Consider the following 22,350-nt stretch of genomic DNA (forward strand, 5'->3'; position numbering starts at 1 on the left):
AGAGCAGAAACGGACGGCAGCGATGGCCACGGAGTACGCACCGCAGACCCGGGACCAGTGGGCTCCCCAGGGCCGGCCCCCGAGGAGGCACGTCCTTCCCCCCGCGCTGCGCGCGCCGATCGAGGCCCGGACCTGGCGCGAGTTCGGCTACCTGATGCTCAGCCTGCCGATCAGCGTGCTGCTCTTCGTCTTCGCGGTCACGATGACGTCGCTGGGCATGGGCCTGCTGATCACCTTCCTCGGCGTACCGGTACTGGCGTTGTGCCTGGCCGGCTGCCGCGGTCTCGGGGCGATGGAACGGGCCCGCGCCAGGGTGCTGCTCAAACTGGACGTGGCGGACCCGGCGCCCGTACGGCCCAAGCCGGGCGGCGGCCCGATGTCCTGGATGGGCGCGATGCTCAAGAGCGGGACGTCCTGGCGGCATCTGCTGTACGCCGTCCTGCACATGCCGTGGGCGGTGTTCGCGTTCAGTGTGTCGCTGACCTTCTGGTCGTACGGCTGGGCGATGCTCACGTATCCGCTGTGGCAGTGGACGTTCCCGGTCTATGCCGGAGTCGACGGACTTCAGCTGTACGGCGACAGCACGCACAACGTCTACCTCGACAGCCCCGTCGAACTGGGCCTTACCGGCGCGGTCGGCCTGCTCCTCACCCTCGCCACCCCGTGGCTCATCCGCGGCCTGGCGGCCGCGGACCGGGTGATGGTGGCCGGGCTGCTCGGCCCGTCGAGGCTCGCCACCCGCGTCTCCGAGCTGGAGTCGGACCGGGGCGTCGTCGTCGACACGGCGGCCGCCGACCTGCGGCGCATCGAACGCGACCTGCACGACGGGGCCCAGGCCAGGCTCGTCGCCCTCGCCATGGACCTGGGCCTGGCCAAGGAGAAGCTGACGGACGACCCGGAGGCCGCGGCGCGCATGGTGGACGAGGCGCACGGCGAGGTGAAGATCGCCCTTCAGGAACTGCGGGACCTGGCCCGCGGCATCCACCCGGCGGTCCTCACCGACCGCGGGCTGGACGCGGCGCTCTCGGCGGTGGCCTCCCGGTGCACGGTGCCGGTGCGGGTCGAGGTGGACCTTCCGGCGCGGCCGGCCCCGGCCATCGAGGGCATCGCGTACTTCACCGTCTCGGAGCTGCTCCAGAACGTCAGCAAGCACGCACGGGCCTCCCGGGCCACGGTCGAGGTGTGGCAGACGGCGGACCGGCTGATGCTCCAGGTGAGCGACGACGGGCAGGGCGGGGCGGACACAACGGCCGGCTCGGGCCTGGCGGGGCTCGCGGAGCGGCTCGACGCGGTCGACGGAATCCTGGTCGTCGACTCCCCGGCGGGCGGCCCGACCACCGTTACGGCGGAGCTGCCCTGGCGCGGCTGACGCGCCGGCCGGCCCGCCGACCTGTCACCCGCCGACCTACCCCCGCCGCCACCCCCGCCACCCGGCGTTCCTCGCCGGGTGGCGGGCCCGCTCCCCCGATCCCCTGAGAGTCGTACACCACGAATCCCCGCACCCGGCCGCACATCAGTCCGGTTCCTGGGATGCTGGGTCCGACGTTACGGGGAGAGATCAATTACTGGGGGGCTGCGGGGCCGTGGGAGACAGAGTGCGGGTCGTCATCGCCGAGGATTCAGTGTTGCTGCGGGAGGGCCTGACGCGGCTTCTGACCGACCTCGGACACGATGTCGTCGCGGGCGTCGGGGACGGAGAAGCCCTGATCAAGACCGTCGGCGACCTGGCGTCGCAGGGCGAACTGCCGGACGTGGTGGTGGCGGACGTACGGATGCCTCCGACCCACACCGACGAGGGCGTGCGGGCGGCGGTGCGGCTGCGCAAGGAGTACCCCGGAATCGGCGTACTGGTGCTCTCGCAGTACGTCGAGGAGCAGTACGCGACGGAGCTGCTGGCCGGGTCGAGCCGGGGCGTCGGTTATCTGCTGAAGGACCGGGTGGCGGAAGTACGCGAATTCGTGGACGCCGTCCTCCGGGTGGCCCAGGGCGGGACCGCGCTCGATCCCGAGGTCGTGGCGCAGCTGCTGGGCCGTAGCCGCAAGCAGGACGTCCTGGCCCGGCTGACGCCGCGCGAGCGGGAGGTCCTGGGCCTCATGGCCGAAGGACGGACGAACTCGGCGGTCGCCAGGCAACTGGTGGTGAGCGACGGCGCGGTCGAGAAGCACGTCAGCAACATCTTCCTTAAGCTCGGACTCGCGCCGAGTGAAGGTGATCACCGGCGGGTGCTGGCGGTGCTGACCTACCTCAATACGTGACATGAGCACCTGAGCGCCTGAAGGCGATACCAGCGAGACACCCGTAACACGTAATCCGAGGATGAGCACAGAGCGTAATCGATCAGAAGCCGGGGGGCTGGCGAATCGTGACAAAACAGGGCAGCAGAGCGTCTCAAAACGGGGTCCACTATGTGACTGCTCCAGGGAAGGAGACCCTTACCGACGTAGGGTGGGCCCTGGGGCCACCGCTGGCCGGCCGGCCCCGAGCAGCCGCCTCGAGGGAGGTCCAGTTCAGTGACCAGCCAGGTCAGTAGCCCGGCCGAGAAGGCCGACGGAACCGATGGTGCCGACGGAGCGAGTGACACCGTCGTCGGGGAACAGCGCAGCACGCCGAGCGGGAAGGTCTCCGAGAAGGAGGTCCGCCGGCTGGACCGGGTGATCATCCGTTTCGCGGGCGACTCCGGTGACGGAATGCAGCTCACGGGAGACCGCTTCACTTCCGAGACGGCGACCTTCGGAAACGATCTTTCGACGCTGCCCAACTTCCCGGCCGAGATCCGGGCGCCCGCCGGCACTCTGCCGGGTGTGTCCAGCTTCCAGCTGCACTTCGCCGACCACGACATCCTGACGCCGGGCGACGCGCCCAACGTCCTGGTGGCCATGAACCCGGCCGCGCTGAAGGCGAACATCGGGGACGTGCCGCGCGGCGCCGACATCATCGTCAACACCGACGAGTTCACCAAGCGCCCGATGGCGAAGGTCGGCTACGAGACCTCTCCGCTGGAGGACGGCTCGCTGGAGGCGTACAACGTCCATCCGGTGCCGCTGACCACGATGACGATCGAGGCGCTCAAGGAATTCGGCCTGTCCCGGAAGGAGGCCGAGCGCTCCAAGAACATGTTCGCGCTCGGACTGCTGTCGTGGATGTACCACCGGCCGACCGAGGGCACCGAGAACTTCCTGCGCACGAAGTTCGCCAAGAAGCCCGAGATCGCCGAGGCGAACGTCGCGGCGTTCCGGGCCGGCTGGAACTTCGGCGAGACGACCGAGGACTTCGCGGTCTCGTACGAGGTCGCCCCGGCGACCCGTGCGTTCCCCCCGGGGGCGTACCGCAACATCTCCGGGAACCTGGCCCTGTCGTACGGGCTGATCGCCGCCGGTCAGCAGGCGGACCTGCCGCTCTACCTGGGCTCGTACCCGATCACGCCGGCGTCCGACATCCTGCACGAGCTGAGCCGGCACAAGAACTTCGGCGTGCGGACCTTCCAGGCCGAGGACGAGATCGCGGCCATCGGCGCGGCGCTCGGCGCCGCGTTCGGCGGACAGCTCGCCGTCACCACCACCTCGGGTCCGGGTGTGGCGCTCAAGTCGGAGACCATCGGGCTGGCGGTGTCGCTGGAGCTGCCGCTCCTGGTGGTCGCCATCCAGCGCGGCGGACCGTCGACCGGCCTGCCGACCAAGACGGAGCAGGCCGACCTGCTCCAGGCGATGTACGGGCGCAACGGCGAGGCCCCGGTGCCGATCGTCGCGCCGCGCACCCCCGCCGACTGCTTCGACGCGGCCATGGACGCGGCGCGGATCGCGCTGACCTACCGGACGCCGGTGTTCCTGCTGTCCGACGGCTACCTGGCCAACGGCAGCGAGCCGTGGCGGATCCCGGAGATCGACGAGCTGCCGGACCTGCGGGTGCAGTTCGCGACCGGGCCGAACCACGAGCTCGCCGACGGCACCGAGGTCTTCTGGCCGTACAAGCGCGACCCGCAGACCCTGGCCCGCCCGTGGGCCGTGCCCGGTACGCCCGGTCTCGAACACCGCATCGGCGGCATCGAGAAGCAGGACGGCACGGGCAACATCTCGTACGACCCGGCCAACCACGACTTCATGGTCCGCACCCGCCAGGCCAAGGTCGACGGCATCGAGGTCCCGGACCTGGAGGTCGACGACCCGGACCAGGCCAGGACCCTGGTGCTGGGCTGGGGCTCGACGTACGGACCGATCACGGCCGCCGTACGCCGGCTGCGTGCCGCCGGGACGCCCATCGCACAGGCGCACCTGCGCCATCTCAACCCGTTCCCCCGGAATCTGGGCGAAGTCCTGGGGCGCTACGACAAGGTGGTCGTGCCCGAGATGAACCTCGGACAGCTGGCCACCCTGCTCAGAGCGAAGTATCTGGTCGACGCCCACTCGTACAACCAGGTCAACGGCATGCCGTTCAAGGCCGAGCAGCTGGCCACGGCTCTCAAGGAGGCCACCCATGACTGAGGCGCTCTCGCTGGTGCCCAAGGCCGAGGCCAAGCAGTCCATGAAGGACTTCAAGTCCGATCAGGAAGTGCGCTGGTGCCCCGGATGCGGCGACTACGCGGTCCTCGCCGCCGTGCAGGGCTTCATGCCCGAGCTCGGACTGGCGAAGGAGAACATCGTCTTCGTCTCCGGGATCGGCTGCTCGTCCCGCTTCCCGTACTACATGAACACGTACGGCATGCACTCGATCCACGGCCGCGCGCCCGCGATCGCGACCGGCCTCGCGTCCTCGCGGCGTGACCTGAGCGTGTGGGTGGTGACCGGTGACGGCGACGCGCTGTCCATCGGCGGCAACCACCTGATCCACGCGCTGCGGCGCAACGTCAACCTGAAGATCCTGCTGTTCAACAACCGGATCTACGGGCTGACCAAGGGCCAGTACAGCCCCACCTCCGAGATCGGCAAGATCACCAAGTCGACGCCGATGGGCTCGCTCGACGCGCCCTTCAACCCGGTGTCGCTGGCGATCGGCGCGGAGGCGAGTTTCGTCGCCCGTACGGTCGACTCCGACCGCAAGCACCTCACCGAGGTGCTGCGGCAGGCCGCCGACCACCCCGGCACGGCGCTGGTGGAGATCTATCAGAACTGCAACATCTTCAACGACGGCGCGTTCGACGCCCTGAAGGACAAGCAGCAGGCCGAGGAGGCCGTGATCCGGCTGGAGCACGGGCAGCCGATCCGCTTCGGTGCCGAGGGGTCGAAGGGCGTCGTACGGGACGCGGCGACCGGAGATCTCAAGGTGGTGGCGGTGACCGCCGAGAACGAGTCGCAGATCCTGGTCCACGACGCACACGCGGCGTCGCCCACGACGGCCTTCGCGCTCTCGCGCCTCGCGGATCCGGACACGCTGCACCACACCCCCATCGGGGTGCTGCGCAGCGTCGACCGCCCGGTCTACGACACTCTGATGGCCGACCAGCTCGATGCCGCCATCGAGCAGAACGGCAAGGGCGACCTCGCGGCGCTGCTGGCGGGCAACGACACGTGGACGGTCGTCGGCTGACGTCCGTCGGCTGACGTCACCGCGCCGGTGGGTGAGAGGGGCGCCCGGTCCTGAGGGACCGGGCGCCCCTCTTTCACGCCCCGCGCGCCCGCCTTTCCGTGCCCCGCGCGCCGGATGTCATGACCGTATGGGGATACGGACATGACATCCGGGCCAGGTCGGCGCTACCTTCAGCAGGATGATGTGCGCGGGTCGGGAGGGCGAGTGAAGTCGGTCAACGAACAGCGGTCGGGGTTGCTGTACGGCATCGGCGCCTACGGAATGTGGGGCTCGTCCCCTCTTCTGGCCGCTCCTCAAACCCGCCGACGCGATGGAGATCCTGGCCCACCGCATGGTCTGGTCCCTCGCCGTCGTCGGCTTGGCGCTGGTGGTGGTACGCCGGTGGGCATGGGTCGGGCAGCTCGTCCGTCAGCCCCGGAAGCTGGGGCTCATCGCCCTCGCCGCGACCGTCATCACCGTCAACTGGGGCCTCTACATCTGGTCCGTCAACAACGGCCAGGTCGTCGAGGCATCGCTCGGCTACTTCATCAATCCGCTGGTCACGATAGCCATGGGCGTGCTGCTGCTGAAGGAACGCCTGCGCCCGGCCCAGTGGGCGGCGGTCGCGGTGGGCCTCGCGGCGGTGCTCGTACTGGCCGTCGGGTACGGGCGGCCGCCGTGGATCTCGCTGGTCCTGGCCTTCTCGTTCGCGACGTACGGCCTGGTCAAGAAGAAGGTCAATCTGGGCGGCGTGGAGTCGCTGGCCGCCGAGACCGCCGTCCAGTTCCTGCCGGCGCTGGGCTACCTGCTGTGGATCGGGTCGCACGGTGGCGCGACCTTCGGTACGCAGGGACCGGGCCACGCGGCGCTGCTCGCCGCCACCGGCATCGTGACCGCCGTGCCGCTGGTGTGCTTCGGGGCGGCGGCGATACGGGTGCCCTTGTCGACGCTGGGGCTGTTGCAGTATCTGGCGCCGGTCTTCCAGTTCGGGCTCGGCGTCGTGTACTTCCACGAGGCGATGCCGCCGGAGCGGTGGGCCGGGTTCTCGCTGGTGTGGGCGGCACTGGCGCTGCTGACGTGGGACGCGCTGCGGGCGGCCCGGCGTGGGCGGGCGCAGGCGCTGCGGCTTGCCGCGGTGGCCGCGGGCGCTAGTGCGGGTGCGAGTGCGGCGGGTGCGGGTGCGGCGGGTGCCTCGGGTGCCGGTACGGGCGCGGGGGCCGGTGCGGGTGAAGGCGCCGGTGCTGCCGCAGGCGCCGGTGAGGGTACGGGTGTGTGCGCGGGTGCCGCAGCGGGTGGTGCGTCCGGCACCGGCCCCGTGCCGGCCGAGCCCGCGCCGACGTCCACGTCCGCACCGTGGGCGGCGCGGCCCTGAGCCGGAACATGGCTGCGGCAGAGCACTGACCGGCTCCCGCAACCACGTCCAGCCCTTCTGCGTCCGGGGAGCAAGGGCCGGGGCTCACCCCCCGCACGCCCGCACCCCCCGCGCCTCCGCCTACGCCACCGGGACCGACCCCGGCCGAGCCGCGGCGGGCGCCGTGGCCCCGGGTGCGTCGACCGCCCGCCTCCGCCCGCCCCGCAGGCCGAACGCCGTGATCACCGCTCCGACGACCACCATCACCGCCGGTACCGCCAGCGCCGCGCGGAAGGCGTCGAGGGTGGCTCCGGGGGAACCGTCACCGCCGGCCACCACCAGGCCGTACACCGCCGTCACCGCCGAGATGCCGACGGCGGAGCCGAACTGCGTCGCGGTCGCGAGCAGGCCGCCCGCCACACCCTGCTCCCGCTCCTCGATGCCGTCCGTCGCCGCGATCGTCAGCGGTCCGTACGCCAGCGCGAACGCCGCGCCCGTCAGGAACAGCGTCGGCAGCATGAGGGCGTACGACCAGTCGAGCCCCACCGGCAGGAACAGCGCGTACGACACGATCGCCAGCAGGAATCCGCCGAAGATCACCCGCGCGTTGCCGAAGCGGTTGACCAGGCGCGGGGGGAGCGTCGGAGCCAGCACCGCGTCCACTCCCATGATCACCAGGGCCAGTGCCGTCTCCAGCGACGACCAGCCGCGCAGTTCCTGGAGGTAGAGCGTCACCATGAACTGGAAGCCGAAGAAGGAGCCGACGAACAGCAGGGCGCCCAGATCGGCTCGGACCATCGACGCCTTGCGCAGGATGCCGAGCCGTACGAGGGGCGCGGGCGAGCGGCGCTCGACCGTGACGAACGCCGTCGCGAGCAGCAGCCCGGCCGCCACCACGGCCCCCGTGAGCTGCCAGCCGTCGAAGCCGTGCTCCAGCCGTACGATCCCGTACGCCAGCAGCAGCATCGCCCCTGCGGCCGTCGCCGCGCCGGCGAAGTCGAAGGAGCCGCCGCGGCGGGCGGGCCGCGCCTCCGCCGGCAGCAGCCGCAGCGCGGCCAGCAGGACGGCCCCGCCCAGCAGGACCGGGGCGAAGAAGACCCACCGCCAGCCGAACTGGGTCAGCAGTCCGCCGATGACCAGCCCGAGCGAGAAGCCGCCCGCGGCCGTGCCGGCGAAGACGAGCAGGGCCTTGTTGCGCTGCGGGCCCTCCTCGTACGAGGTGGTGATGATCGACATCGCGGCGGGGGTCATGAAGGCCGCGGCCACGCCCGTCACGAAGCGGGCGACGACGAGCATCCATCCCTCGGTGGCGAAGCCGCCCAGCATGGAGAAGCCCAGGAAGACCGTGAGCCAGGTCAGGAACATCCGCCGTCTGCCCAGCAGGTCGGCCGCACGGCCGCCGAGCAGGGTGAATCCGGCGTAACCGAGGACGTACGCGCTCATCACCCACGCCGCGGTGCCGGTCGGCAGCTCCAGGTCGGATCTGATGGACGGCACGGCCACCGAGAGCATGGCGACGTCGATGCCTTCGAGGAAGATGGTGCCGCAGAGGACGAGCAGAAGTGCCCACGCGCGTCGGGTCATGGGGAGCCTCGTATCGGGTCGGTTATCGGGATGCCGGTCGGTTCTCTCTTGTAACCATTGGCATCCTGAGGCAGCATCAGGTCCCATGGAAGAAGGCACTTTGAAGTCACCGAGTAACTGCGAAGTCACCGACTCCCAGGGGACGTACGGCGACACCGACCCCTTCCAGTGGGACACCCGCGAGGACTGCGAGGTGCGGCAGATCCTCGACCGCGTGGCAGACAAGTGGTCGCTGCTCGTCATCGCGCTGCTCGACAGCCACGTACTGCGCTTCACCGAACTGCGGCGCAAGATCGACGGCATCAGCCAGCGCATGCTGACAGTGACGCTGCGCCAACTGGAGCGCGACGGGCTCGTCAAGCGCACGGTACATCCGGTGGTGCCGCCGCGCGTGGAGTACGAACTCACTCCGCTCGGAGCGACGTTGCACACCACGATCCGCTCGCTCGTCACCTGGACCGAGAAGCACCAGAACGAGATCGCGGCCGCCCGGGCCGACTACGACGCCCGTGCCGCGGCCGGGGAAGAGACCCCTGCCGCCGCCCCCGCCACGGCTTCCGCACGCTGACTCCGCTCCTCAGCCGCCCCCAGCCGTCCCCCAGCCGTCCCCCAAGTCGTCCCTCAGCCGTCACCCAGTGCGGCCGCGATCTCGTCCATGACCGCGCGCCAGTGGGTCCGCCTCGCCTCGCGCTCCCCGGCGTCGGCCAGGTGTTCCTGATGGAAGCGGAGTACCGCCTTCTCGCCGCTCGCTCCGGCGGCGGAGACAGCGACCTGCACCGTCGTACTCCCGTACGTGAGGCGGACGCGGTCACCCGGCCGGTAGCTGCGGACCTCGCCCGTGACCCCGTCGGCCGTACGGTACGGGGCGCCCTTCTCGGCGGTCAGTTCCGCACCGGGGCCCAGCCAGAGCCCGACACCCTCGGGGCTCGCGATGAACTCCCATACGGCGGCGGGCGGGCGGGGCAGCGTACGGGAAACCCCGATCTCCCAGCCCGCGTCCTTCGTGAGTCCGGTCGGCATCAGCTCTCTCCTTCGCTTCCGGCGTGCTGCCCGGCCGGGTCCTCGGCCCGCGTCCCGGCCTGGTTCTCGCTCTGGCGGGCCCGGTGGGCGCGCGCCTTGCTGCGGTTGCCGCACCGCTCCATCGCACACCAGCGACGGCGGCCGGGGCGTGAGGTGTCGACGAACAGCAGGGAGCAGTCGTGCGAGCCGCAGGCCCGGATGCGGCGGGCGTACGGCCCGGTGAACAGGTCTATCGCGTCGCGGGCGACCGTCGACAGCAGCTGGGACCCGGTGGCGCCCGGAGCCCACGCCCGCACGGCGCCCACGCCCGCGCCCACGTCGATCCGGGCGACCAGCGGCTCCCGCGCGGCGAACCGGTTGACCACGTCGAGGTCGGACGCGCCCAGTGCGCGGCCGTGGGCCCGGTCGGTCGCCAGGCGGTGGAGCGCGTCGCGCAGGGTGTGCGCGTCCACCAGCTCGCTCGCGCTCACGGCGGGGGCGAGCCCGGCCGGCAGCCGGCTGCGCTCCGCCCAGCGCACCAGATCGGCCGGCTCGTGCAGCACCTCGTACCGGGCGAGCAGGCCGGGGCCGCCGGTCGGCAGCAGTTCGAGGCACAGGGCGCCCGGGTCGAAGAGATACGGGCGGCCCTCCGGAGTACGCAGAGTCAGTCCGGGCGGCGAATCCATTGCAGGCGCGATCACGTAACCACTATAACCGGTTAGCGCAATCCCGGCTCGCCGACCGCCCGACGCGATCGGCCCAACGCCCCTTTCGCGGCCCGACTTACCGGGCCGACTTTCGTGGCCCACTTTCCGGGCCGACCGGCATGACGGGATCCGGTCGCCGTCCGGCATCCGGACGATCCGTACGACGGGGACAGCCGGACCCGCCCGAGGGCGACGGATCGGCCTCCGTCGAATCCGCGCCCACCGCTTTGCGCGCCCACCGAATCCGCGCCCCACGGAATCGCGCGCCCACCGAAGCTCTGACTTGGCTCAAGTGGGGGGCGGCGCGCCCCGCATGGCGCCATGGTGCCTTGACCGGACCGACCGACGGGGGACACATGAAGAACGCTGTACGCCCGGCCGGCGCGGCACTCGCCGCGTTCACCTTTCTCGCCGGCACGGCCGCCTGCACCACACCATCAGCGCCGGAGTCACCTCCCAGGGCGGTGAGCACCCTGCCCCGCAAGACTCACGAGCCCGGCCCGCCCAGCGAGCAGCAACTCAGTGACGCGGCAACGGCGGCCCTGACCGATTCCGACGCGCTCTCCGACGCGGGCACGTTCGTACTGTCGGCGGCCGGCGGTATCGACGGCTCCGACAACCAGAGCCAGATCGAACCCGGCACCCGCCTTGCCGTCGAGGCCGCCTGCGCGGGCCGGGGCTCGGTGACCCTCACCGTCACCTCGGGCAGCGCCGAGACCCGGCGGCGCCTCGACTGCGGCGACACGCCACACGCGAAGACCTTCCCCTTCACCACTCGCGCGGACTCGATCTTCTTCGCCGTCGACCGGGGCGCGGCCACGCACGGCGGGCTCGCGTACCTCGCGTACCGCCGTCCGGCATCCGAACACCGGTGACCGGTTTCCGCTCTTGACGCAGAGTCAAGCTCTCCCAGAACATGCAGCACGCACAGCCCATGCAACGCCATGCACGGCTCATGCACCACCAGCTCCAACGCCCCGCGCCGCTCACCGCGGCACGGGGCGTCTCGCACGTTCCGTCTGTCCCCGTACGGAATCCGGAGCCCCCACATGAACCTCTCCACTTTCGCCGGCCTCTCGCGCCTCTCCACCCGCAGACGCACGGCCGCCGCCGGCAGTACCGCGGCAGTCGCCCTCGCCCTCACCGGCCTGGTCGCCGCCACCGCGCCCGCCGCGTCAGCCGCCCCGACCGCCCCGACCACCCGGGCCGCCGCACTCGCCGCCCCCGACATACCCCTCGCCAACGTCAAGGCGCATCTCACCCAGCTCCAGTCGATAGCCACCGCCAACGGCGGCAACCGGGCGCACGGCCGCCCCGGTTACAAGGCGTCCATCGACTATCTGAAGGCCAAGCTGGACGCCGCCGGATTCACCACCACCGTCACGACGTTCACCTCCAGCGGCGCGACCGGCTACAACCTGATCGCCGACTGGCCGGGCGGCGACCCGAACCAGATCCTGATGGCCGGCGCGCACCTCGACTCGGTCTCCTCCGGCCCCGGCATCAACGACAACGGGTCCGGCTCCGCCGGCGTCCTGGAGACCGCGCTCGCCGTCTCCCGCGCCCAGCTCAAGCCGACGAAGCACCTGCGGTTCGGCTGGTGGGGCGCGGAGGAACTGGGCCTCGTCGGCTCGAAGGCGTACGTCAACAGCCTTCCGACCACGGAGCGTTCGAAGTTCTCCGGCTACCTCAACTTCGACATGATCGGCTCGCCGAACCCGGGTTACTTCGTCTATGACGACGACCCCGCCATCGAGAAGACCTTCAAGGACTACTACGCGGGCATCGGCGTCCCGACCGAGATCGAGACCGAGGGCGACGGACGTTCCGACCACGCCAGCTTCAAGAACGTGGGCATACCGGTCGGCGGCCTCTTCACGGGTGCCAGCCGTACGAAGACCAGCGCCCAGGTCCAGAAGTGGGGCGGCACCGCGGGCACTGCCTTCGACCGCTGCTACCACTCGTCCTGCGACACCACGGCGAACATCAACGACACCGCCCTGGACCGCAACAGCGACGCCATCGCCCACGCCATCTGGACGCTGGGCAGCGGGCCGGTCGTCCCGCCCGGCGACGTGTACGAGAACACCGCCGACGTCGCCGTCCCGGACAACGGCGCCGCTGTCACCTCCTCCGTCACCGTCGCGGGCCGTACCGGCAACGCCCCGGCCACGCTCGGCGTGGGCGTGGACATCAAGCACACCTGGCGCGGTGACCTGGTCGTCGACCTGGTCGCGCCCGACGGGACGGCCTACCGGCTCAAGAGCTCCAGCGGCAGCGACTCAGCCGACAACGTGATCGCCACCTACACGGTGGACGCGTCGAGCGAGGTGGCCAACGGCGTCTGGAAGCTGAGGGTCCAGGACATCGCCGCGCAGGACACCGGTTACATCGACAGCTGGAAGCTCACCTTCTGATCCCCGGCAGTCGCCTGTGATGCCCGGCGGCACCGCCGGTGATCCCCGGCAGTCCCTTGTGATCCCCGGCGCCGCGGCTGGTCCGCCGCGGCCGCACGGCTCGTGAACCCCACCTGTACGGCCCGGCCCCGGCGGGGGCCGGGCCGTACGGCGCCGTCTCTCAGGCCGTGATGTCCTTCGTCGTGAAGCGCGCCCAGGCGGCGGAGCCGAACACCGCCGCGTACAGCGCCTGGAGCCGGAGATTGTCGATCACGCCGTCCCAGGGGACCGGCTCGCGCAGCAGGTCGGCGAAGGACAGCCAGTGGTTCGGGAAGAGGTACGGGTGCAGCGCGTCCAGTTGCGGGATCGCGTTCACGATCTGCACCGTGATCAGCAGCCCGACCGTCGCCGCCATCGCCGCGATGCCGCTGTTGGTGAGAGTCGAGAGGAACAGGCCGATCGCCGCTATCCCGACCAGCGAAGCCGCCACGACCACCGCGATCAGCAGGGCCCGAAGCAGGCCGTCACCGAACCCGATGCGCGTACCGGAGATCGTCGTGACGTCGCCCAGCGGGAACAGCACGGCCCCCGTGACCACCGCCGATACCGCCACGACCAGGGTCGCCACCAGGCAGAAGACCATCGTGGAAGCGAACTTGGCGAGCAGCAGCCGGGTCCGGCCGGCCGGCGCGACCAGCAGATAGCGCAGCGTGCCCGCGTTCGCCTCGCCCGCCACCGCGTCGCCGGCGACGACGCCGACGGTCATGGGCAGGAAGACGGGGAGGGTCGCGGCCAGGGCCGCGAAGACCAGGAAGAGCCCGTTGCCGGTGACCTGGGTGAGGAAGGCCGGGCCCGCGGCGCCTCCGCCTCCGCCGCCACCGGACGGCGAACCGTCGCCCGCCCCGGTCTTCACGGCGATGGCGATGAGTACGGGTACGGCCGCCAGCACCCCCAGCAGCGCGAGCGTGCGCCAGCGCCGGAACGTGAGGGTCAGCTCGGACCGGAAGAGGCCGAGGGTCCACAGTGGGCTGCGGCCCCGCGCACTCTCCTCCGGCCGCGGCCGCACTTCCGGTTCAGCCCGCGACATCGAAACCGTCCCCCGTCAGTGCCACGAACGCGTCCTCCAGCGAGGCCCGTTCGACGCCGAAGGACCTCACCCGTACTCCGTCCCGCACGAGTGCGGTGTTGAGGTCCGCCAGGTCCGTGTCTCCCGGCGGCAGTTCCCCGGTGACCCGCTCCCGCGTGACATCGAGGCCAGTGACGCCCAGCTCCTTGAGCACCCGCGTGGCGTCCGCCGTGTCCGGTGTGGTGACGGCGAGCCGCCCACGCGCCCCTGCCGCCAGCTCGGCGACGGTGCCCTGGACGACGAGCCGCCCCCGGGCCATCACCGCCGCGTGCGTGCACACCTGCTCGATCTCGTCGAGCAGGTGCGAGGAGAGGAAGATCGTCGTACCCTCCGCCGCCAGCTCACGCACCAGCGAGCGGATCTCGCGCATGCCCTGCGGGTCGAGACCGTTCGTCGGCTCGTCGAGCACGAGCAGCTTGCGCGGCTGGAGAAGCGCGGACGCGAGCCCGAGCCGCTGCTTCATCCCGAGCGAGTACGCCTTGGCCTTCTTGCCGCCGGCCGCCGTCAAACCCACCCGGTCCAGCGCGGCCGCGACGCGCGCGCGGCGGGTGCGCGGATCGGCCGCCGGGTCGGCCGCGTCGTAACGGATCAGGTTGTCGCGGCCCGACAGGAACCCGTACAGCGCCGGCCCCTCGATGAGCGCGCCCACCTGCGGCAGGACGGCGCGGGCGGCGCGCGGAACGGGCCGGCCGAGCAGGGTCGCCGTACCCGAGGTCGGTTCGATCAGCCCCATCAGCATCCGGATGGTGGTCGTCTTCCCCGAGCCGTTGGGCCCGAGGAAGCCGAAGACACTGCCGGCGGGCACGGTGAGATCGAGGCCGTCGACGGCGAGCTGCCCGCCGCGGAAGCGTTTCGTGAGCCCACGTGTGGCGATGACGGCCTCACTCTCCACGGCGGACACCCCCGTCCCGTACCTGCTCGCTCGTCCGCTACCTGCTCGCCGTTTACTTGCTCAGCCGTTACCTGCTCGGCCGTTGCCTGCTCAGCCGGCCGCGTTCGCGGCCTTGACCAGTGCTTCCTTGGTGACCGCGCCGACGTACACCTTGCCGTCGTCCGTCATCAGCGCGTTGACGAGGCGGGTCTTGAACACCGTGCCCGAGCCGAACTCGCCGGACACCTTGTCACCCAGGGCGTCCATGAACTGCTCGGCCTCCGGCGGCAGTTCGCCCTTCTCCGGCGCCTTGACCCCGGCTTCGCCGCCGGGGGACGAGATCTCGGCGACCGAGGTCCAGCCCTCGCCGATCACGTTGAGCCCCTCGAAGTCCTTCAGGTCCTCCTGGCCCTTGAAGTCCTTCCCGTGCCCCTTGAACTCCTTCTCGGGGGAGTCCAGCTCGTCGGCCTCGGTCACCTTCACGCCCTTGGGCGGGCTGAACTCGAAGGTGTCCGCGGACGGCTTCCCGAAGTCGACCTTCGTGAAGCCCGCGTCGATCGCGGCCTTGCCGCCGCTGCTCGGCGTGAGCGTGAACTTGAGCGGTACGCCGTGCTCGGCGTCGACCGCGATCCGGATGGCCCCGATCGTCGAACCGGACTGCTTGGGCTTGATGAGCAGCTGGTACGCGTCCCGGCCCGCGACCTGCGCCGTACCGTCGACCGTCACCGACGTGGTCTCGTCCGCGGCCTTCAGCGCCTCTTCGGCCAGACCCTTGGGGGTCGTCGGGAGGCCCTCGGGCAGCTGCTCGTGCCGACCGGAGTCCTTGCCCGAGCCCTTGCCGGAATCCCCGGCGCCCTCCGGCGCCTTGGCGTGGAATGCCTCGTTCGAGGCGCTGTCGTACGCCCAGACCTCACCGGCGTTGTGGATCAGGCTGTACTCCGCCGCCTTGCCCATGATCGAGAGGCGCTGGCGGTCCGGGCCGTCGGCCGCGACGCGCAGCGTGTGCGTACCGGAGGCGAGTTCCATCAGCTTGGCCTGCGGATCAGCGGCGGAACCCTCGCCGCCGGTCCCGCCCTCGGGCGCCAGGCTGCCGGCGATGCCGCCGAGCGAGGGAATGCCCAGGTCGGTGCTGATCTTCACGGTGCCGGAGAGCCGCTGCGTGTCCGACGCCGCGATCTTCTCGATCAGCTGCTGAGCGGTGATCTTCGGAAGGTCGGGGTCAGAGGAGTCGGCGAGCGCCGGGACGAGCCCGATGGTCGCCGCCGCCACCCCCGCCACCGCGACAGGGACGACGTAGCGCGCGGCCTTGCGGCGGTTCGCGGTGAAGTCCTTGCCCTCGGTGGTCTGTGCGCTGTCGTTCGGTGCCATGTGTGCCCTACCTCCGTGGTTGGCGGCCGTCGTCCAGTTGCACTCGTCCACCCCGCGCCGCCATTCTCACCCGAATTGGTGTGGAGTGGTGGTCTCCATCAGACCAAACCGGCGGGCTGGAAGCGTCAGACCCCGGGATCAACTCCATCTACTGCTCGGGGATGACATACGGCGCCGGCGCCTCCCCCGCCAGAGAGGGAAGACGCCGAGTGCCCCTTGCACGTAGTTGTGGCTAGCCCTGGATGAAGACGTAGTCCGCCTGGTACGGAACGGCCGCGACCGACCCCTCCTCGCAGCTCCCGGCCGGCGCCACGCCGCCCACCGTGTTCAGGCGCAGGATCTCGGTGGTCCGCGCCAGCAGCCCGCGCTTCTTGCCGGACTGCTCGGCCCTGAGGTCGAGTTCGGGGATGTTGCCCGCGCCGTTGGGGCTCCTGCTGATGAGCGAGCCGGTGACCGCGCTGCGATCGGGCGCGATCCACTGCGGCGTACCGGAGTTGGGCCGTACGAAGGAGTGGTCGATGCCGCCGGCGAGTACGGCCCGTACGTCGCTCTGCTGGAACGCGCGCTTGCCGTCCGCCCCCTCCACGCACGCATAGATCTGCCTGCCCTTGAGGACCGGCGCCTGGAAGCTGCGCAGCGCGCGGTCGACGTCGAAGCCGTGGGTGACCCGGTGGAACTGGCCGCGCACCGCGCCGCCCGGGAAATCGGCGGTGTGCAGGTTGGTGTAGAAGCCGGCCGGGTTCGACGTGAACTCCTTGAGCACCGCCGCGTCCGCGACCTCGACCGACCCGGTGGCGGTCCGCGCCGCGCCCTTGCCCCTGCCCTTGTCGAGCCGCGGGGTGAGGTCGATCCTGACGCCGCCGTTGACGCCCTTGCCACCCTGGTGGATGTGGAGCGCGGTCGGCTTGCCGGTGCCGCTCCACTTCACGGCGAAGGTCACCGTGGCGCCCTTGACCTCGACGAACTGCAACGCGGCGGCGTCCTGGTCACCGGCGGCGGGGCCACCCGGGACCGGCACCTCGTTGGCGGCGTTCAGGCTGGCGACGAAGTACGACGCGCCGCTCCCGCTGCCGCCGCCGCTCCCACCGCCGTCATCGGCGACGGCCGGCGCCCCGGCGAGCGCGACGCCCGCCGCTGCCGCGACCGCGGTGATGGCGATGACGACGCTGCCGCGCCGGCGAATGTGAGTCCTCGCGATACCGCTCATGCCCGGAAATCTCCCCGTTCCGGCGCCGTCGCCCTGCTGCGCCGGCGTCCGGGCATGAGTACGCAGAGGATCCGCGTCCACACTCAACGCGACCATGTGACCTGGGTCACACTTGAGCCACTAACCCGCGCGATGCACCACCGCGTCGCACAGCTCCTCCAGAGCCGACTTCGCGTAGCACTCCGGCAGCGGCGCGAGCGACGCCCTGGCGGCCTCGGCGTACTGGACAGTGTCCCGCCGCGCCTGCTCCAGCGCCGGGTGCGCGCGCAGCCGGCGCAGCACCTCGGCGAGCCGGGCGTCGTCCGAGAGGTCCCCGTCCAGCAGCGCGCACAGTTCGAGATCTTCCGGACGCCCGTGCTCGGCGGCCTGTGCGCGCAACAGCAGCACCGGAAGCGTGGGAATGCCCTCGCGCAGGTCCGTCCCCGGGGTCTTGCCGGACTCGTGGCTGTCGCTGGCGATGTCGAGTACGTCGTCGGCCAGCTGGAAGGCGGTGCCGAGGCGCTCCCCGTACTGGGTGAGGATGTCGACGACCCGCTCGTCGGCGCCGGACATCAGCGCACCGAAACGCCCCGAGACCGCGATCAGCGAGCCGGTCTTGCCCGCGATGACATCCAGGTAGTGCCCGACAGGCTCCTGGCCCTCGCGCGGGCCGGCCGTCTCCAGGATCTGGCCGGTGACCAGACGTTCGAACGCCTCCGCCTGGATCCGTACGGCCTCGGGCCCGAGGTCCGCCAGGATGTGCGAGGCCCGCGCGAAGAGGAAGTCGCCGGTGAGGACCGCGACCGAGTTGCCCCAGCGGGCATTGGCGCTGGCGACCCCGCGGCGTACGTCCGCCTCGTCCATCACGTCGTCGTGGTACAGCGTCGCCAGATGCGTCAGTTCCACGACCACGGCGGAGGGCACGATGCCCGGCGCGTGGGGGTCACCGAACTGCGCGGCCAGCATGACCAGCAGCGGCCGGAACCGCTTGCCCCCGGCCCGGACCAGATGCTGGGCGGCCTCCGTGATGAAGGGGACGTCGCTCTTGGTAGCGTCGAGGAGTCCCTCCTCGACGGCTGCCAGCCCGGCCTGGACATCGGTCTCAAGAGCCTGGTCCCGCACGCTCAGTCCGAACGGCCCGACGACGGTCACGAGGGTCACTCCTGTCTGCTGACGATCACACGGATTGTCGATGTGTCGCTGTCTTCACTCAAGTCAGCGTATCCGGTCGCGTTTCGATCACAGTGAGCGCCTTCCCGTCGCCCCGAGCACAGTCCGAAGGGCGCCGGTATCCACCCTTCTCGCCGAAAACCAGCAGGAACACACGCTTTGCCCTGAGTCGTGTCCAGCACCCTGTCCGGCACCGACTCCGGCACCGGTCCAGCACCCGGCCCGACACCCCGAACGGCCCGCCGAGCGCCCCGAAACGGCCACCGGACCGCCCCCAGAGACGATCATGCCCTCCGCGGACAGCCTCTGCGGCCCGATGGCGCCGTCCGGCCTGTCGGCGCCGCCCCGACCGAGCCGGCGCGGTGGTGCCGCCGTCTGCGGACCGGGGGCGGATGAGGCCGGACGGAGACCGGCCCCGACAGCCCCGAGCGGACCAGGGCTTTCCCGGACATCGCACACTCTTTGGGCACTGCCGTCGCAGGCAGCGGCCACGTAACGTGTTGTCTTCCACGACCTGGAAAGCGAGGCAGCACCGATGCCCGAGCAGAGCCCGCTCGACCTGGCCGAAGGCGACCTCTTCGGCCCGCACAACCTCCCCTACGGCGTCTTCTCCACCCCGGACGAGCCAGAGCGCCGCCGGGTCGGTGTCCGTATCGGCGGCCATGTGCTGGACGCGGGGGCGGCGGCGCTCGCCCTGGGCTCTCCGTACGCCGCGCTGCTCGCCCAGCCGTCGCTCAACCCGCTCCTCGCGGCGGGGCGTACCGCTTGGCGCGATGTACGCCGGGCGCTCACCGCGTGGGTGACGAGCCCGGCCCACCGCGCCGACATCGAGCCCCTGCTGCATCCCGTCACGGGCGTCACACTGCACCTTCCGTACGACGTGGCCGACTACGTCGACTTCTACGCGAGCGAGCACCACGCCACGAACGTCGGCCGGATCTTCCGGCCCGACGGCGACGCGCTCACCCCCAACTGGAAGCACCTGCCCATCGGTTACCACGGCCGGGCCGGCACGGTCGTGGTGTCCGGTACGGATGTGGTGCGCCCCAGCGGCCAGCGCAAGGCCCCCGCCGACCCGGCCCCGGCCTTCGGCCCTTCCGTCAAGCTCGACATCGAGGCGGAGGTCGGCTTCGTCGTCGGCACCCCTTCGGCCCACGGCACCCCGGTCCCGCTCACCGACTTCCGGGAGCACGTCTTCGGACTGTTCCTGCTCAACGACTGGTCGGCCCGGGACATCCAGGCGTGGGAGTACGTCCCCCTCGGCCCCTTCCTCGGCAAGTCCTTCGCCACGTCGGTGTCGGCGTGGGTGACGCCGCTCGAAGCCCTTGACGCGGCTCAGGTGGCGCCGCCGGCCCGGGACTTCCCCCTCCTCCCCTACCTCGACGACTCCCACGAGGAGGAGCCCGGCGGCTACGACGTGCGCATCGAGGTGAAGATCAACGGCGAGGTGGTCTCGGCTCCCCCGTTCTCCACGATGTACTGGACGGCGGCGCAGCAGCTGGCGCAGATGACGGCGAACGGAGCGTCGCTGCGTACGGGCGACCTCTTCGGCTCCGGGACGGTCAGCGGCCCCGAGGTGAACCAGCGGGGCTCCCTCCTGGAACTCACTTGGAACGGCCGCGACCCGATCGAACTCACCACCGGCAAGCGGACCTTCCTGGAGGACGGCGACGAGGTGACGATGACGGCGTGGGCGCCGGGTCCGCACGGGACGAGGGTCGGCCTGGGCGAGGTAACGGGCCGGATCACCCCAGCCATCTAGCCCTTCCGCCTGCCACGCGCCGGTGGGGCGGGGCGGGTGGGTGCCGGTGGGCGGTGCCGGTCGGGCGGTGGCGGGTGGACGGGAGCGGGTGGACGGGTGCCGCGCAGCACCCGGCCCGACGCCGGACCGGGCCCCCGCTCTCGTCCGGCGTCGTCCGAGGACCCGGCGCGCCGGTCTACTCCGGCTCGTCCCAGTCCGGCTCCGCGTCCCAGTCCCATTCCGCCCCCGCGTCAGCGGTCGGCGCGGCCGGGGCCGCCGGTCCGGCCTGCCCGGCGGTCCCGGAGGCCGCCACAGCCACCGGGCCCGCCGGGGCGACCGGCGCCGCCACAGCCCCCGCGTCCCCCGCCTCCGCTCCGCCCAGCGACGCCAGCACCCCGAGCACGCCCTCCCCGTACGTGGCCAGCTTCTTCTCGCCGAGCCCGGCGACGCCCCCCAGCTCCGCCACCGACCCCGGCCGCACCGTGGCGATCTCCCGCAGCGTCGCGTCATGGAAGATGACGTACGCCGGTACGCCCTGCTCCCGCGCCTGGTCCGCCCGCCACGCCCGCAGCGCTTCGAAGACCGGTACCGCCTCCGCCGGCAGGTCCGCCTTGGCCGCCGCCGCCTTCGCCTTCCGCTCCCCCTTCGCGGCCCGGGCGGCCGGCACCGCCTTCGCCTCCTTGCGCAGCCGCACCTCCCGCTCCCTGCTCAGCACCGCCGCGCTCTCCTCGGTCATGACGAGCGTGCCGTACTCGCCTTCGACCGCCAGCAGCCCCTGCGCCAGCAGCTGCCGCACGACGCCCCGCCACTCCGCCTCGGCCAGCTCCTCGCCGATGCCGAACACGGAGAGCTGGTCGTGGTCGAACTGGATCACCTTCGCGGTCTTGCGGCCCAGCAGGATGTCGATGATCTGGCCCGCCCCGAACTTCTGCCGGCGCTCCCGCTGCAACCGCACCACCGTGGACAGGACCTTCTGCGCCGGCACCGTCCCGTCCCACGTCTCGGGCGGCGTCAGGCACGTGTCGCAGTTGCCGCAGGACGGCGCACCGGGTTCCTGCCCGAAGTAGGCGAGGAGCTGCGCCCGCCGGCACTGCGCGGTCTCGCAGAGCGCGAGCATCGCGTCCAGATGGGACGCCGCGCGACGCCGGAACGCCTCGTCGCCCTCCCGGCTCTGGATCATCTTCCGCTGCTGCACCACATCCTGGAGGCCGTACGCCATCCACGCCGTCGACGGCATCCCGTCGCGCCCGGCGCGGCCCGTCTCCTGGTAGTAGCCCTCGACCGACTTCGGGAGGTCCAGGTGTGCCACGAACCGCACGTCGGGCTTGTCGATGCCCATGCCGAAGGCGATCGTCGCCACCACGACCAGCCCCTCCTCCCGCAGGAAGCGGGACTGGTGCGCCGCGCGCGTCCCCCCGTCGAGTCCCGCGTGGTACGGCACGGCCTCGATGCCGTTGCGGCAGAGGAACTCCGCCGTCTTGTCCACGGAATTGCGCGAGAGGCAGTAGACGATCCCCGCGTCCCCCGCGTGCTCCTCACGCAGGAACGAGAGCAGCTGCTTCTTCGGGTCCGCCTTCGGCACGATGCGGTACTGGATGTTGGGCCGGTCGAAGCTCGCGACGAAGTGCCGGGCCTCCGGCATCCCGAGCCGCTGCGTGATCTCGCGGTGCGTGGCGTCCGTCGCGGTCGCCGTGAGCGCGATCCTCGGCACCTCGGGCCACCGCTGCCCCAGCACGGAAAGGGTCAGGTAGTCCGGCCGGAAGTCGTGGCCCCACTGGGCCACGCAGTGCGCCTCGTCGATCGCGAAGACCGAGATCTTGGCCCGGGACAGCAGATCGAGTGTCGCGTCCAGGCGCAGCCGCTCCGGCGCCAGGTAGAGCAGGTCCAGCTCTCCCGCCAGGAACTCCGCCTCCATCGCGCGCCGCTCGCCGAAGTCCTGCGTGGAGTTGATGAACCCGGCCCGCACGCCGAGCGCCCGCAGCGCGTCGACCTGGTCCTGCATGAGCGCGATGAGCGGGGAGATCACGATGCCCGTACCGGGTCTGACCAGCGCCGGGATCTGGTAGCACAGCGACTTTCCGCCGCCGGTCGGCATCAGGACGACCGCGTCCCCGCCGGCCACCACGTGCTCGATGACGGCCGCCTGCTCGCCGCGGAACGCGTCGTACCCGAAGACGCGGTGCAGCGTCTCCAGGGCGTCGCTCCGCGTCACCGCACCGGCCTCGACCGCCTCGACCATGCCACCTGTCCCGTCCATCGCCCTGTCCCCCGTACGTACCGTGCCCGGCTCCCCACGATAGGGGCACCCACTGACACTCCCGCCCGAAAGCAGCCGCCCGGCACCCCTACGAG

The 22,350-nt window shown here is 71.3% G+C and carries 17 protein-coding genes and 1 pseudogene; 9 read left to right on the forward strand and 9 right to left on the reverse strand.

What is annotated here, in order from left to right; all coding sequences use genetic code 11:
- Nucleotides 1-22 precede the first annotated feature (22 nt).
- The 5 genes and pseudogenes from AS594_RS14910 (at nucleotide 23) to rarD (ending at nucleotide 6,871) form a co-directional block, all read left to right on the forward strand.
- A complete protein-coding gene (locus AS594_RS14910; RefSeq protein ID WP_069932864.1) occupies nucleotides 23-1,369 on the forward strand; it encodes a sensor histidine kinase in 1,347 nt (448 codons plus the stop codon).
- A gap of 226 nt (nucleotides 1,370-1,595) precedes the next feature.
- A complete protein-coding gene (locus AS594_RS14915; RefSeq protein WP_069932863.1) occupies nucleotides 1,596-2,255 on the forward strand; it encodes a response regulator transcription factor in 660 nt (219 codons plus the stop codon).
- Nucleotides 2,256-2,510: 255 nt separating this feature from the next.
- The gene (locus tag AS594_RS14920; RefSeq protein ID WP_069932862.1) at nucleotides 2,511-4,478 is read left to right on the forward strand and encodes a 2-oxoacid:acceptor oxidoreductase subunit alpha; all 1,968 of its coding nucleotides are present in this window, start codon (nucleotides 2,511-2,513) and stop codon (nucleotides 4,476-4,478) included.
- Nucleotides 4,471-5,520, forward strand: a complete 1,050-nt coding sequence (locus AS594_RS14925; RefSeq protein ID WP_069927503.1) for a 2-oxoacid:ferredoxin oxidoreductase subunit beta — start codon at nucleotides 4,471-4,473, stop codon at nucleotides 5,518-5,520. Before AS594_RS14920 ends, AS594_RS14925 begins: the two co-directional genes overlap by 8 nt.
- A gap of 204 nt (nucleotides 5,521-5,724) precedes the next feature.
- Nucleotides 5,725-6,871, forward strand: a pseudogene (gene rarD, locus AS594_RS14930) (EamA family transporter RarD).
- Between the two features lie 120 nt (nucleotides 6,872-6,991).
- On the opposite strand, the gene AS594_RS14935 reads toward rarD, so the two are convergent.
- Nucleotides 6,992-8,434 (reverse strand): MFS transporter, encoded by a 1,443-nt coding sequence (locus AS594_RS14935; protein ID WP_069935125.1) that lies wholly within the window; start codon nucleotides 8,432-8,434, stop codon nucleotides 6,992-6,994.
- Between the two features lie 85 nt (nucleotides 8,435-8,519).
- Here AS594_RS14935 and AS594_RS14940 point away from each other — a divergent pair, with 85 nt between their 5' ends.
- Nucleotides 8,520-9,002 (forward strand): winged helix-turn-helix transcriptional regulator, encoded by a 483-nt coding sequence (locus tag AS594_RS14940; RefSeq protein WP_069927505.1) that lies wholly within the window; start codon nucleotides 8,520-8,522, stop codon nucleotides 9,000-9,002.
- A 53-nt stretch (nucleotides 9,003-9,055) separates the two neighbouring features.
- On the opposite strand, the gene AS594_RS14945 is transcribed toward AS594_RS14940, so the two are convergent.
- On the reverse strand, nucleotides 9,056-9,454 hold the full coding sequence (locus AS594_RS14945) for an SRPBCC family protein (protein WP_069932860.1): 399 nt from the start codon (nucleotides 9,452-9,454) through the stop codon (nucleotides 9,056-9,058).
- Nucleotides 9,454-10,119, reverse strand: coding sequence for a CGNR zinc finger domain-containing protein (locus tag AS594_RS14950; protein WP_069927507.1), 666 nt, complete (start codon nucleotides 10,117-10,119; stop codon nucleotides 9,454-9,456). Before AS594_RS14950 ends, AS594_RS14945 begins: the two co-directional genes overlap by 1 nt.
- 377 nt (nucleotides 10,120-10,496) lie before the next feature.
- On the opposite strand from AS594_RS14950, the gene AS594_RS14955 reads away from it, so the two are divergent.
- Nucleotides 10,497-11,015, forward strand: a complete 519-nt coding sequence (locus AS594_RS14955; RefSeq protein WP_069927508.1) for a hypothetical protein — start codon at nucleotides 10,497-10,499, stop codon at nucleotides 11,013-11,015.
- A gap of 174 nt (nucleotides 11,016-11,189) precedes the next feature.
- Complete coding sequence (locus tag AS594_RS14960) at nucleotides 11,190-12,557, forward strand: M28 family metallopeptidase (RefSeq protein WP_069927509.1); 1,368 nt, start codon at nucleotides 11,190-11,192, stop codon at nucleotides 12,555-12,557.
- A gap of 160 nt (nucleotides 12,558-12,717) precedes the next feature.
- Here AS594_RS14960 and AS594_RS14965 read toward each other — a convergent pair whose 3' ends face one another.
- From AS594_RS14965 to AS594_RS14985, 5 genes are all read right to left on the reverse strand, one after another.
- Nucleotides 12,718-13,623 carry an ABC transporter permease gene (locus AS594_RS14965; RefSeq protein WP_069927510.1) on the reverse strand — a complete coding sequence of 302 codons (906 nt, stop codon included), beginning with the start codon at nucleotides 13,621-13,623 and terminating at the stop codon, nucleotides 12,718-12,720.
- Nucleotides 13,610-14,554, reverse strand: a complete 945-nt coding sequence (locus tag AS594_RS14970; RefSeq protein ID WP_069933914.1) for an ABC transporter ATP-binding protein — start codon at nucleotides 14,552-14,554, stop codon at nucleotides 13,610-13,612. Before AS594_RS14970 ends, AS594_RS14965 begins: the two co-directional genes overlap by 14 nt.
- 90 nt (nucleotides 14,555-14,644) lie before the next feature.
- The gene (locus AS594_RS14975) at nucleotides 14,645-15,901 is read right to left on the reverse strand and encodes a LolA family protein (protein ID WP_069927511.1); all 1,257 of its coding nucleotides are present in this window, start codon (nucleotides 15,899-15,901) and stop codon (nucleotides 14,645-14,647) included.
- A gap of 232 nt (nucleotides 15,902-16,133) precedes the next feature.
- Nucleotides 16,134-17,108 (reverse strand): CHRD domain-containing protein, encoded by a 975-nt coding sequence (locus tag AS594_RS14980; protein WP_176733127.1) that lies wholly within the window; start codon nucleotides 17,106-17,108, stop codon nucleotides 16,134-16,136.
- Nucleotides 17,109-17,228: 120 nt separating this feature from the next.
- Entirely contained in the window at nucleotides 17,229-18,239 is a 1,011-nt protein-coding gene (locus AS594_RS14985; protein ID WP_069927512.1) for a polyprenyl synthetase family protein, read from the reverse strand.
- A 553-nt stretch (nucleotides 18,240-18,792) separates the two neighbouring features.
- On the opposite strand from AS594_RS14985, the gene fahA reads away from it, so the two are divergent.
- Nucleotides 18,793-20,019: a fumarylacetoacetase gene (fahA, locus tag AS594_RS14990; protein WP_069927513.1), complete on the forward strand. Its 1,227-nt coding sequence runs from the start codon at nucleotides 18,793-18,795 to the stop codon at nucleotides 20,017-20,019.
- Between the two features lie 175 nt (nucleotides 20,020-20,194).
- Here fahA and recQ read toward each other — a convergent pair whose 3' ends face one another.
- Nucleotides 20,195-22,255, reverse strand: a complete 2,061-nt coding sequence (gene recQ / locus AS594_RS14995; protein WP_069927514.1) for a DNA helicase RecQ — start codon at nucleotides 22,253-22,255, stop codon at nucleotides 20,195-20,197.
- Between the last annotated feature and the right edge of the window lie 95 nt (nucleotides 22,256-22,350).

The sequence above is a fragment of the Streptomyces agglomeratus genome, assembly GCF_001746415.1.
In the GTDB taxonomy this organism is placed as follows: domain Bacteria; phylum Actinomycetota; class Actinomycetes; order Streptomycetales; family Streptomycetaceae; genus Streptomyces; species Streptomyces agglomeratus.

Excerpts from the sequence above, each read along its gene's own strand:
- AS594_RS14975 (WP_069927511.1), bottom strand. The coding sequence starts at position 15,901 with ATGGCACCGAACGACAGCGCACAGACCACCGAGGGCAAGGACTTCACC.
- AS594_RS14950 (WP_069927507.1), bottom strand. The coding sequence starts at position 10,119 with ATGGATTCGCCGCCCGGACTGACTCTGCGTACTCCGGAGGGCCGCCCG.
- AS594_RS14935 (WP_069935125.1), bottom strand. The coding sequence starts at position 8,434 with ATGACCCGACGCGCGTGGGCACTTCTGCTCGTCCTCTGCGGCACCATC.
- AS594_RS14910 (WP_069932864.1), top strand. The coding sequence starts at position 23 with ATGGCCACGGAGTACGCACCGCAGACCCGGGACCAGTGGGCTCCCCAG.
- AS594_RS14925 (WP_069927503.1), top strand. The coding sequence starts at position 4,471 with ATGACTGAGGCGCTCTCGCTGGTGCCCAAGGCCGAGGCCAAGCAGTCC.
- recQ (WP_069927514.1), bottom strand. The coding sequence starts at position 22,255 with ATGGACGGGACAGGTGGCATGGTCGAGGCGGTCGAGGCCGGTGCGGTG.
- fahA (WP_069927513.1), top strand. The coding sequence starts at position 18,793 with ATGCCCGAGCAGAGCCCGCTCGACCTGGCCGAAGGCGACCTCTTCGGC.
- AS594_RS14940 (WP_069927505.1), top strand. The coding sequence starts at position 8,520 with ATGGAAGAAGGCACTTTGAAGTCACCGAGTAACTGCGAAGTCACCGAC.
- AS594_RS14980 (WP_176733127.1), bottom strand. The coding sequence starts at position 17,108 with ATGAGCGGTATCGCGAGGACTCACATTCGCCGGCGCGGCAGCGTCGTC.
- AS594_RS14955 (WP_069927508.1), top strand. The coding sequence starts at position 10,497 with ATGAAGAACGCTGTACGCCCGGCCGGCGCGGCACTCGCCGCGTTCACC.
- AS594_RS14965 (WP_069927510.1), bottom strand. The coding sequence starts at position 13,623 with ATGTCGCGGGCTGAACCGGAAGTGCGGCCGCGGCCGGAGGAGAGTGCG.
- AS594_RS14945 (WP_069932860.1), bottom strand. The coding sequence starts at position 9,454 with ATGCCGACCGGACTCACGAAGGACGCGGGCTGGGAGATCGGGGTTTCC.
- AS594_RS14960 (WP_069927509.1), top strand. The coding sequence starts at position 11,190 with ATGAACCTCTCCACTTTCGCCGGCCTCTCGCGCCTCTCCACCCGCAGA.